Source organism: Cytobacillus sp. C11.1 (genome assembly GCF_058145115.1).
In genome coordinates this window covers 4,623,463-4,634,715 of sequence record NZ_CM176935.1, presented here as the reverse complement: position 1 = coordinate 4,634,715, position 11,253 = coordinate 4,623,463, and the positions used below count along the sequence as shown (strand labels likewise).

Annotated in this window: 12 protein-coding genes and 1 tRNA gene; 7 read left to right on the top strand and 6 right to left on the bottom strand. The window is 38.2% G+C overall.

Going from position 1 to position 11,253, the window contains the following annotated elements; genetic code table 11:
• Window positions 1–35 precede the first annotated feature (35 nt).
• The 3 genes from AC3ZVC_RS22915 to AC3ZVC_RS22905 all read right to left on the bottom strand — a co-directional run bounded on the left by AC3ZVC_RS22915 (window position 36) and on the right by AC3ZVC_RS22905 (window position 1,991).
• Window positions 36–254, bottom strand: coding sequence for a hypothetical protein (locus AC3ZVC_RS22915; RefSeq protein ID WP_026583753.1), 219 nt, complete (start codon window positions 252–254; stop codon window positions 36–38).
• Window positions 255–476: 222 nt separating this feature from the next.
• Window positions 477–1,091, bottom strand: a complete 615-nt coding sequence (locus AC3ZVC_RS22910; RefSeq protein WP_490065384.1) for a YczE/YyaS/YitT family protein — start codon at window positions 1,089–1,091, stop codon at window positions 477–479.
• A gap of 126 nt (window positions 1,092–1,217) precedes the next feature.
• Window positions 1,218–1,991, bottom strand: a complete 774-nt coding sequence (locus AC3ZVC_RS22905; RefSeq protein WP_490065383.1) for a SurA N-terminal domain-containing protein — start codon at window positions 1,989–1,991, stop codon at window positions 1,218–1,220.
• Between the two features lie 244 nt (window positions 1,992–2,235).
• Between AC3ZVC_RS22905 and AC3ZVC_RS22900 the strand changes: the two genes are divergently transcribed.
• Window positions 2,236–2,308 (top strand) — tRNA-Val (locus AC3ZVC_RS22900).
• A gap of 135 nt (window positions 2,309–2,443) precedes the next feature.
• Here AC3ZVC_RS22900 and AC3ZVC_RS22895 read toward each other — a convergent pair.
• Window positions 2,444–2,728, bottom strand: coding sequence for a YxcD family protein (locus AC3ZVC_RS22895; RefSeq protein ID WP_490065382.1), 285 nt, complete (start codon window positions 2,726–2,728; stop codon window positions 2,444–2,446).
• Entirely contained in the window at window positions 2,716–3,156 is a 441-nt protein-coding gene (locus AC3ZVC_RS22890; protein WP_490065381.1) for a hypothetical protein, read from the bottom strand. The genes AC3ZVC_RS22895 and AC3ZVC_RS22890 overlap by 13 nt, the downstream gene beginning before the upstream one ends.
• A gap of 489 nt (window positions 3,157–3,645) precedes the next feature.
• Here AC3ZVC_RS22890 and AC3ZVC_RS22885 point away from each other — a divergent pair, with 489 nt between their 5' ends.
• A complete protein-coding gene (locus AC3ZVC_RS22885; RefSeq protein ID WP_490065380.1) occupies window positions 3,646–4,623 on the top strand; it encodes a proline dehydrogenase family protein in 978 nt (325 codons plus the stop codon).
• Window positions 4,624–4,761: 138 nt separating this feature from the next.
• Window positions 4,762–5,226, top strand: coding sequence for a GNAT family N-acetyltransferase (locus AC3ZVC_RS22880; RefSeq protein ID WP_490065379.1), 465 nt, complete (start codon window positions 4,762–4,764; stop codon window positions 5,224–5,226).
• A gap of 412 nt (window positions 5,227–5,638) precedes the next feature.
• Here the strand turns inward: AC3ZVC_RS22880 and AC3ZVC_RS22875 are convergent, their stop codons facing one another.
• A complete protein-coding gene (locus AC3ZVC_RS22875) occupies window positions 5,639–5,992 on the bottom strand; it encodes a hypothetical protein (protein ID WP_490065378.1) in 354 nt (117 codons plus the stop codon).
• Window positions 5,993–6,309: 317 nt separating this feature from the next.
• Here AC3ZVC_RS22875 and AC3ZVC_RS22870 point away from each other — a divergent pair, with 317 nt between their 5' ends.
• The 4 genes from AC3ZVC_RS22870 (at window position 6,310) to AC3ZVC_RS22855 (ending at window position 10,816) form a co-directional block, all read left to right on the top strand.
• Window positions 6,310–7,164 (top strand): MurR/RpiR family transcriptional regulator, encoded by an 855-nt coding sequence (locus AC3ZVC_RS22870; protein WP_490065377.1) that lies wholly within the window; start codon window positions 6,310–6,312, stop codon window positions 7,162–7,164.
• 48 nt (window positions 7,165–7,212) lie between these two features.
• Window positions 7,213–8,601 (top strand): YjiH family protein, encoded by a 1,389-nt coding sequence (locus AC3ZVC_RS22865; RefSeq protein WP_490065376.1) that lies wholly within the window; start codon window positions 7,213–7,215, stop codon window positions 8,599–8,601.
• Between the two features lie 58 nt (window positions 8,602–8,659).
• Window positions 8,660–9,478 carry a GNAT family N-acetyltransferase gene (locus tag AC3ZVC_RS22860; protein WP_490065375.1) on the top strand — a complete coding sequence of 273 codons (819 nt, stop codon included), beginning with the start codon at window positions 8,660–8,662 and terminating at the stop codon, window positions 9,476–9,478.
• A 411-nt stretch (window positions 9,479–9,889) separates the two neighbouring features.
• Entirely contained in the window at window positions 9,890–10,816 is a 927-nt protein-coding gene (locus tag AC3ZVC_RS22855; RefSeq protein ID WP_490065374.1) for a COX15/CtaA family protein, read from the top strand.
• The last annotated feature ends 437 nt before the right edge of the window (window positions 10,817–11,253 follow it).

Here is an 11,253-nt window from a genome sequence, read left to right as displayed (position 1 = left end):
AAATACAGGCTCTAGTTAATAGAGAGAAGCTTTAATTAACTAATCTGTCGTGTTTTCTTTTCTGGCAGAATGGACATAATATGGTTTAAATTAAAAATTCGCATTTGCTTTCTATATAAGCAGTAAGCCAAAATAGTGCTGCCGCGCAGTTCTTTAATTAAAATTTTTCTTTGTGTAAATGAATTCCGTTTGGAGAGATAGATGATTTCCACAGGCTTTCTCTCTTCCATTGCTCGATAAAGAATTCCTTTCATATAAATCCCTCCTTACTTATATTTGCATTATATACGAACGAATGTTCTTTTTCAAGTATAAACAGAAAGTATGTTCGCATAAAAAAAGACTTCACAACTTTGAAGTCTTTTTAAATAACTGTTTTCTAAAAGTTTGTTGTTTTTGAATAGAAACAAACATTGATAAATAGGTTGGTTGATTGGAGCGTAAGGTGCGAGATCCTCGTTTTCGTAAACTGCCTTTTAAATAATTTTTAGTCCTTTATCTTTCAAGAGGTTTAGAAACACTGTGCCATATTGGATTGTATAGCCTAAAAAGATGGCGACGAATAAAGTGCCTAATCCCACCGGGCCGCCTAACAGGAAACCAATAGCCAAAGCCAAGGATTCATTTAGGATACGGGCGTTTTTAATGCTAATATTCAACCTTTTAGCTGTTGCGATCATTAAACCATCAATTGGTCCGCTAAATATTTTTGGACGGATATAAATGGCAACGCCAAATCCAAGTAATAAAACACCCGAAAAGAAGGAGAGGATTTGAACAGGAAAAAGTGTAATAGCAGTGCTGTTAAATACAAGTTCCAGCCAAAGATCGATTCCAAGACTTGCTAATAAAGTACCTATAAAGGATTTAAATTGTGGCTTTTCCCAGGAGAGCAGTGCGTTGAAAAATATTAGGGAAGTAGTAACCAGAAATGACCATGTTCCGATTGTCAGACCGAACTTTTTAAAAAGGCCAACATAGACGGTATCCCAAGCACCTGCACCAAGACCGGATAAAATAATTAATGAGACACCCAAAGTGAGTATTAAATAACCTGCAATGATTTGAATGATTGTTATATGTTTTATCATGATGTAGCCTCCCCAATACATATTACCGTATTTAAATAATTTCTCAAGGGGAGGAAGATGAAAAGAGGAAGGTAATTTTATCATATAAAAAGAACAGCCACCCAAAAAGGGAAGCTGCTCCGAGGCTTAGACCTTGATATCGATTTTGGCGCTTTTCTTTAATTCTTCAACATGCTTAACCAGTATTTCTTGCTGTTTTTGCTGTTCAAGCTGCTGCTTGATCTGTGGCTTTACTTCTTCCAGTTTAGGGGGCTCTTGGCCTTCAGCGCCCCCCTGGCTTGCATACTCATCATAAAACTTCTGGATCTCGGCGTCTGTAACCTCTTCAGGCTTAATTTCGCCATCGATATACTTAGTGTATTTAATGTTGTTGGCAATTTCTTTCTCTAAGGAGTCTGGATTAAGACCAGCCTGCTTCATGGCTGTTTCGAATTCTTTATCGTCTTTAAATTGTCCTTTTGTTTCTTCAAGCTGCTTTTTTACTTCTTCATCAGAAGCTTTATAGCCTTTTTTGTCCGCTTCCTGGAGAAGAAGAGTCTGGCCAACTAAGCTATCAAGCGTTTGCTCCTTGATTTGCTCTGCAGCTTCTTTAGTAGTAGGATCTTGTCCCATTTGCTGAAACATCATTTGGGATGATGTAAGAACGCTATTATACTCCCGGCCAAGAATTTCCTGGTCATTTACAATTGCAACTGTTTTATCTTCCTCAAGCTTTTGTTCTTCCATTTTCTTTTGCATTTCTTCCATTTGCTTTTGCTGATCCTGCTGATCGGTTTCAGCCGTTTCAGCCGTTTTGGCCTTATCATCTTTTTCTGCGCTCTTGCCTTCTTCATCTGCACCGCAAGCTGCTAACACTGCAGAAAGTAATACTAGTAAAAAGGGATACATTAGTTTTTTCATTAAATTTTCTCCTTCCGTAACCCTGAAATATTTGATTCATCTAACAAAAGAATCATATAGAGGGCATTATAAAGCATATTTTCTTAAAAAGATACATTACAGACTTAAATCAAAAAAATGTAATGTGAATGTAATCTATTTTCAAACTATTAATCTTTTATTTATGGAATGAATATGGCTATTGACTTTTATGTGAAAAAAGTTTATATTTGATATTGTCCTCACTAGAGGAAAATAAAATAAGGATTCCGTAGCTCAGCTGGGAGAGCGCTACCTTGACAGGGTAGAGGTCGCTGGTTCGAACCCAGTCGGAATCATCGGTAAAGGTCCTTGGAAATCTATGATAGCAGGGACTTTTTTATTTTTCGCTGGTACACTGAAAATAAAAGCTAAGGGTGCATTTACCCCACAATGGAAGCCTGAATCCTGTTAAGGGTTCAGGCTTTATTACCTTAGCTTACTTCCGCAATTATCCCCTTTTCATCATCAAGCAAAAGATTGATTCCGGCAAAAGGGTCTTTGCTTGTATATTCATCTAGCCAATAGCGAAGAGCTTCGATCAGATTTGCTGTAATTAGAACTTGTTTTCTCCCGCTTGTATAAGCTTCTGCAGAAAAACCATACTCATCATACATTAATTCAACTTCTACCTCCTCAGGATGTATTTGTTTTTTGCGGGATATATAAATGCAAATAGCATTAATAATATCCTGTTCGGAAATGATTAACTTCTCCATGTTGAAGCTTCCTCTTTTCGCTTTTTATTCTTGTAGTATCCGTAGAGAGTTCGAATAATAGAAAATAAAAAGTAAATCGCTAACAAATTAACCATCAAGCCAAATATAGATCCCAACATACCCATGTTTGCGAATAAGCTGCCAAAGAGCAGCCCGGCAAGTCCGCCGACCATAAGGCCTTTCATTAATTTGCCGGAAGTAAATTCGCCTTTTGGATTTGTTGATTTATTTGTAGTTACGGTGTTTTCTTTTTTCTTTTGGAGAAAGGAAGAGTTCGTGTGTGTATTATTGTTGTTCATTTTAAAGCTTTTCTTACCTGATTTATATCCTTTGGCTTCTACTGATAGTGTATGATCCTGGAAGACTATATTCCCAGCTGGAGATAAAATAAGAGCTGCTGAAAGTAATGCTGCAAGTATCTTTTTCATATTTACTCCTCCATGAAAGTTTACTAGTTTTGAATGGATTCTAATTTACCCCGTGTGGTGGATCTTTAAGCTTTTAAATTGTGATTCTCCTCCTTCTATAGAAAATAAAAAGACCTTTACCAAAAGTCTGGTAAAGGTCTTGAAAGGTATATTTTTATCCCTTTACCATTAATGGCAAAGGTCTCGCAAACAACGTAAAGTTGCCAGTCAGGCCGGTGATGTTTCCATCACGTAATGACGACATAACTGTCAGCTACTCCCCTTTGGAGTACTATTGGCTCATTTTTGAGCACAGCTGAAAACCCATCAGCTGTAACTTTATAATACTATAATTTAATCTATATAGTCAACTTTCCTGCGAAAATCATAGCGAATGTTTTACCAAATGGGTGATAGGGAAACGTTAAAATAGGAAAATTCACAAAATAAATTTTATTAAAAAACTATGCTATAATTATAGTGAAATTACAAGAGTTAGGGGATATTTCTATGTTGAAAGATCTATTTATAGGCCTCTCCCAAAACGAATTTCTGAATACTGCGGCAAAGAAATATGGATTGAAATTAGGGGCGCAGAGTGTTGTTGCGGGAACGAATTTAGAAGAAGCGATCCACAGCATTAAAGAGCTTAACGCACATGGAATCTCTTGTACTGTCGATAACCTCGGAGAGTTTGTATATAAGAAGGAAGAGGCGACAGAAGCGAAAAAACAAATACTTGGTGTAATTGAAGCTATTCATGAAAATCAAGTAGATGCACATATTTCTCTAAAGCCATCACAATTGGGCCTTGATATTGATTACTCTTTCTGTCTTGACAACGTAAGAGAGATCGTGGATAGAGCCAGCCGCTATGGCATTTTTGTGAATATGGATATGGAAGACTCCAAACGTCTGCAGCCTTCCTTTGATATACTCGATGAACTGTCGAAGGAATATGATAATGTCGGAACGGTTATCCAGGCATACTTCTTCGGTGCTGAGGTTGATATCAAAAAATATCAAGACTTCCGCCTTCGTATTGTGAAAGGTGCATACAAAGAGCCCGAAGAAATTGCTTATCAGGAAAAAAGCGAAATTGACGCAAACTTTATTAAACTTATAGAATGGCATTTGCTGAATGGGAAATTTACTTCCATTGCCACCCATGACCATAAAGTTATTAATCATGTAAAGGAATTTGTAAGGGCTAACAATATCCCGAAAGAAAAGTTTGAGTTTCAAATGCTATATGGATTCCGAAAGGATATGCAGTTAAAGCTTGCGAGCGAAGCCTATAATTTCTGTACGTATGTTCCTTTCGGGAACGACTGGTATGGCTACTTTATGCGCCGCCTTGCAGAAAGGCCGCAAAACCTAAACCTTATCGCCAAGCAAGTATTCAACAAGAAAACAAATACAATGCTGGGTGTGGCAGCAGGTGCATTTTTATTGGGAAGATTGACAAAGCAGCGTAAAAATAAATAATTTACAAAACCTCCCTTGATGAAAAGGGAGGTTTTTAATAATTTAAAAACATATTTTACCAAATTAAAAAGGGAATATCCTGATCGAACCCGAATTCTAATTAGGTGATTTATTTGTAAAGAGGAAAGAGGAGTATGCATGAATTTACAATTAAGGCCTGTAACAGAGGAAAATTTTTTTGACATCATTAACCTCAAATCTGAGGAGGAGCAGGAAAAGAAATTTCAGATTTTCGAAAGAATGGTAGGATCCAACGCATTTTTTATCGCATTGGCTGCAGTCAATGGATGGACTTGCAAAGCAATATATGATTGTGATACGTTAATCGGCTTTGCTACCCATGGCCTGGATAAAGAACATAACCGCTATGAACTCGTCAGCATTATGCTAGGGCATCAGTTTCAGGGAAAAGGCTACGGAACCCCGTCGATTAACCTGGTAATAAAGGAAATGAAAAAAATTTATGGTTGTGATGAAATCTATTTATCGGTTATCAAAGAGAATGAGCCAGCCATTAGAGTATATGAAAAAGCTGGCTTTGAACCAACGGGTGAAATTTTTCAGGCGTTTCATCCTGAACCTGTCTACCGGCTTAAGATTTAAGAAAAACCCTGACTGAATGTCAGGGCTTTGTTTTAGGTTGAAATTTCGGTTTCATCCCCGTAATGGTAAGAAATGACAGGCTAATTTGTATTCGCATTGAGATGGTAGTTCCGGTAATTGAAGAAGAGAAGTTGAGTCGGCACAAATGGGAGGACGACGCAAAGCTCGATGAATTCGACGCAGTCACTTCAGATGAACGCAGAAAAATCCTGGATTAGGCATAAAAGGTAGGTATAATGCAAACCCATCCGCTTTAAAGAACATAAAATAAAGGCCATATGCCTTTATATAAAAATATGCAAAAATACAAACCCAAAAAATACAAACGCCATCGAATAATGAAATTTTCGTCTATTGCCAGTCGATTTCAGCCTGCGCAATAAACCGCTGAATAAGAGAACAGTCAGAACGATTAATGTGACCATTCCGCTTGCTGTTTTTGTTTGCCAAAATCTTCAAAAAGGGCAGTTATCATAATCGCAGCGTGTCCAATTATTAGAAGTGAAGCTGTGACAGCAATAGCAACGTGATATTTCATCATTCTTTTGGATATCTTCGCAAGGGTTATTTTTATTTTCCTTATCTTGCTTTTTCGGATAAGGAGGAATATGAAATACATATTCAAGTTTATTAAAAATAAAATAAAAGCAGCCTGTGCCAGTACTTTCCCCAATAAGATTTTGTTTGAATCATACCCCTGATACCAGCTCCAAAGCATAATCAAAAGAACTGTAAAAATATTAATGCCCAGCCATCTGACAATCATTTGGTACCTCCAGCCTTTTTAACTACTATATCATTTTTTAAATGTAAGCAGTTAAAGGGACCCTTTGTTTCATTGAGTATTATTTATGTATAAAAATAAATTTTTTTATTTAAAAATACATTTTTTCCTTGCAAAAGAAGTATTTCATCCTTTAATATTTTGTAAAGAAGGATTTCCTTCGAGGAAAAATAGGTCTTATAGATTAATAGCAATTAAAATATAATTTAGAATAGTAGAAAATCTTCTTGTGGGAGAAGTATTTAATGCTTTATACTTTGCATAAGAAGTTTTTCCTGCACTATTCAAGAGGAGATAGCATGAACACCAAAACATTAAGCCAAATGATTAAAGCGAGCTATTCCTCACTCTCTCCTGGTCAGAAAAAAGCAGCTGAATTTTTTATGGAGCATGCTGATGAAGCAGTGCTTTTAACAGCATTTCAGATCGGAAGGAAAGTGGGAGTCAGTGAAACAACCGTGATCCGGCTCGCATATGCTCTGGGATTCAGCGGCTATTCCCAAATGCAGGATTTGGTCAGAAAAGACTGGCTTGCCGGTAAACAGCACACAGCGGGCGAACAGCATTCGTCATCAGAGACTGATGATGAAGAAAATTTGTTTAGGAGAGTAATTGATCAAGAGAGGAAAATACTTCGGCAATTGCTTGATCAGGTTAATGAAGATGAGATCTGGAAAGCGATTGAAGCTGTAATTCAGGCAGACAGGGTTTATATAGGAGGTTTTGGCTGTTCTTTTGCGGCCGCATACTGGTTTTATTACACGCTTAAGCAGCTAAGGGGAAATGTGTTTATTTCAGGTCCAAACGGTTTTTTGCCTGAGGATGTGTGCGATTTAACAGAGCATGCCGCAGCTGTAATTTTTTCTTTTCCACGATATCGCAGGGATTCTTTTAAACTGGCTTCTTATGCTGAAAAACAGGGTTCCCGGATCATTGCCATTACAGACCGCCAGCTATCGCCTGTGGGGCAAATGGCTTCAGTCACACTTACTACCGACGAAAATATGGATTCAGGCCATCACTCCATAGCATCAGTTGTAAGTTTGCTTGAAGTGATTATCGCAGGAATACAAGAACAAGACCATGAAAGAATTACAAAAAGGCAGCAAAAACTTGAAATTCTGTATGCTGAAAAAGAATTATTTCTTGAGTAGTGATGAACAAAGGGGAATTAAAGAGAAAATTAAAGGGGGTACATACGAATGAGCAGTCTTTCTAAGAAAATGCCAGAAAGTGAACAAGTACAGCTGAAATCGTATGCGACAGGAGACTATCTGAAATTTTTAATCCCGTCTTTAGTGGGAATATTGTTATTTATGGTGCCAATCAGCGATGGGGAAGGCATTACCATTCCCGTAGCATATTTGGCAGGCCAGATAGGAGCTTTATTGGGTGATTCCGTTTATGCCATCACCGTCATTGTTATCAGCCTATCTGTAATTGGATCATTAATCGCTACAGTATTTAAGCCTTCATTTATATTGAATAGCCCTTTTCTAGATAAACTATTCAATGTCAGCAAATTTTGGCTTGCAGCCCGATTCCTTGGAATGGTATTTGCTATAATAACTTTGTTTGAATTGGGCCTTGAACCGATTTATTCTGAAAATACCGGCGGGTTATTAATCTATGATTTAATTCCGATTCTCTTTACGACCTTTCTTTTGGCCGGTTTATTATTGCCTTTGCTTTTAAACTTTGGATTGCTAGAATTCTTTGGTGCTTTGCTTATTAAAGTGATGAGGCCTGTCTTCACGCTACCGGGCCGTTCATCTCTTGATTGTCTGGCTTCCTGGGTAGGAGACGGTACAATTGGTGTCCTTCTGACCACCAAGCAATACGAAGACGGTTATTATACGAAGCGTGAAGCCGCAGTGGTTGCTACCACTTTCTCAGTTGTTTCTATTACTTTTACTATTGTTATCATTCAATACATGAACTTAGAGCAATATTTCCTTCATTATTATTTTACGATTATTCTTGCGGGACTTGCGGCTGCTATTATCATGCCTCGTATTCCTCCGCTATCGAGAAAAGCGAACACGGGATATGAAGGTACAGTACTTAAAGAGGAAACTTCCATTCCTGCCAATGTATCCGCAGTAAATTGGGGCATTAATAATGCGGTTAAAAAAGCGCAGACCAATAAAGGTGCGGCGGCAGTGGTCAAGGAAGGTTTCCAGAATGTCCTTGATATGTGGCTGGGTGTATTGCCGATTGTTATGGCAATTGGTACGGTGGCGTTGGTTATTGCAGAATATACACCTGCTTTCGCAATTCTTGGAAAACCATTTGAGCCAATCCTTGCTCTGATGCAAATTCCGGAAGCGGCAGAAGCAGCCCAAACAATGGTAGTAGGATTTGCAGATATGTTCCTGCCAGCAGTTATTGGAAGCGGAATTGAAAGTGAATTGACAAGATTTGTAATTGCTTGTGTATCTGTCACACAGCTTGTTTATATGTCTGAAATGGGTGGACTGCTGCTTGGTTCAAAGCTTCCAGTCAGCATTAAAGACTTAGTTCTTATTTTCTTGCTGCGTACAATCATTACGCTGCCAATCGTAGTGGTTATTGCACACATCATATTTTAATGAGAAATGGGATTATCTTTGCAATGGAGAAACCACTAGACTCAGCCGGGGGGAGGATTTGAAGAAAGAGTTATTATCATCACTGTCAATCAGGAGCCTTCATACGGTTGAAGAATTGGAAGCTGTATATCAGCTGGAAACACGCATTTGGAGCGTAGAAGATGCAGTGCCAGTAAATCATACTGTGGCAACAGTCAAAAATGGCGGATTCGTATTAGGGGCCTTTTTTAAAGAAGCCTTAATCGGGTTTCAGTACAGCTTTCCTGGATTTGATGGAAATAAGGTCTACTTATGTTCTCATAGTCTTGGGATTCATGCCGACTACCGCTCTTTTGGAATTGGAGAAAAGCTGAAAGTAGCCCAAAGAGAAACAGCCCTGGAAAAAGGGTATGAACTCATTTCCTGGACGTACGATCCACTGGAAACAGTAAATGCCAATTTAAATCTTCATAAACTTGGTGCGGTGTGTACGCGATATATAGAAAATGCCTATGGAGAAATGTCAGATCAAATGAATGCGGGAGTTCCAACTGACCGCTTTTTAGTGGAGTGGCGAATAAAAGAACAAGCAACAAATTGGAGCAAAAAAACTTTTGAATCGCCGATCGTCATAGAAACCCGTTCTGAAAACGGTCACTCCGTTCCACTAAAAACAGACTTGTCTCATGGCAGCGAAAAGCTTCTCGTACCCGTACCAGGGAATTTTCAGGACATCAAGAGAGAGAATTTTTCACTTGCATTAAAATGGAGAGAAAGTACAAAAGACGTTTTTATCCATTATATAAACGAAGGCTGGATTGTAACTGATTTAGTCAAAGATCCAAACAGGGAAAATCAATACTTATATCTCTTAGAAAAAGAAAATGTTTTCCGCTAGGTTGAAAAGAAGTTAAAATACTATACTCTCCAACTTAACGCTTCCAGGTGATACAGCACAATCCATTAGAAACAGGATATCATCGAACCTGAAGGCACATGGAGAACGGTTATATTATCGTTCCTGAGAAATCGGGTATTGGTTTTGAAAAACTATCATTAGAATAGTAGAAAATGTTACTCTTTTTAGCAGGATATTTTTAAAGCAATAAAAACTATACAGCAATAAGGGAGAGAGACAGTTCATCGTTTTGATGGACTGTTTTTTTTGGGGGGTGGTATAATAACTGCTCAAATGACTCGTCTGACTTCTATTTCCTCATCCTCTTTGTGACCCATGTCACCGAAATTTTGTCTGATTTTTGTTAATATAGTGACAAATTTGAAAACATTTGCAAGAGGGGTGCATGGATTGAGGGTAAAGGGTTTGGCTTTCATAACAATTATTTTGACATACATCTTAATCGTATTTGGCGGCTATGTGGCATCTTCCGAGTCTGGTATGGGCTGCGGGCCAGAGTGGCCTTTATGTAATGGGCTGGTAATACCAATTCTTGAAGGGGATACTTTAATTGAATTTGCTCATCGGGTAATTGGCGCAATACTCGGGGGTATTTCTGTTGTGCTATTTCTTAAAATAAAACAATCAAGACCTGACCAGGAACTAAAATCGGCTTCCTGGGGATTAATGATTCTTCTCATTCTTCAAATTCTTTTAGGAGCAGTAGTCGTTCTGCTTGATTTACCGGCCATTGTTGTTTCCATTCATCTGATCATTGCTATGCTTTTCCTGGCAAACCTTATATGGATTTGGGGAAAAGTCGGTCTCGGGAATGGAAATCAGCTTTCGCCGGGTAAAAACAGAACGAATAGAGCGGTATCATCCCATCTAAATGTTATTTTATTGCTATTGGTGCTGACTTTATTTCTGGGTGCATATATAAAGCATCAAGCATTTGGATTGGCATGCGGCTGGCTCGATTGCGGTAATGGGTTTATTCCTTTATCCATACCGGGGATGTTCCAAACAGGCCACAGGCTGCTAGCTGGTGTTTTGGCATTTTACATATTTATTCTTACATATATATCTTTTAAGAAAAATTGGAGTGCTGGTTTGCAAAATAGGCTAATGGCAGCTTCATTGATTGTGATGGGCCAAATACTCATCGGCATAATCACCATCATCAGTTACATTGAAGTTTCATGGGCCGTCCTCCACCTGGCGCTAGGTACTGCACTTTTTGCTTTTGTTTTTGAAACGAGGGTATATGCGTCTTCTGTGAAAGGCGTGGAAACTACCCTGAAAGCAGTAAAAAGCAATCATCAATACTTAGATTAATTAAGTGTCTCTCTGCTTCTGCAGAGGGATTTTTTTACAGAAAAGGCCGAATAAAGAGAATGAAGAGTTGTCGAGCTTTTTAAGGAAACATTAAAGTCTCATCGATAGAGGCTGGCAGAAAAATATTTAAATATTTACATTATACCTAACCAGGTATAAAATAGATTATAAATGAGCTTTAACATGACTCTTTTAGTAGGGGGACTGAATATGCTTGAAGAAAAAAAGAATAATGCTGCAGATTGTAAAACTGGAACCTGAGGCATTAGCAGACCCTCCTCTCAGGTTGAGGGGAAAAAAGCAAAATCACTGCCTCCAATATGACCAGGCACCTACGTATGGCTCCTGGTAGGAGCTATTTATTTATTATATAAGCTTTTTACTTAAAGAGGCCGTCTTATGACGAGCCTTTTTTTTAATGCTTGGCTCTGTTAAAG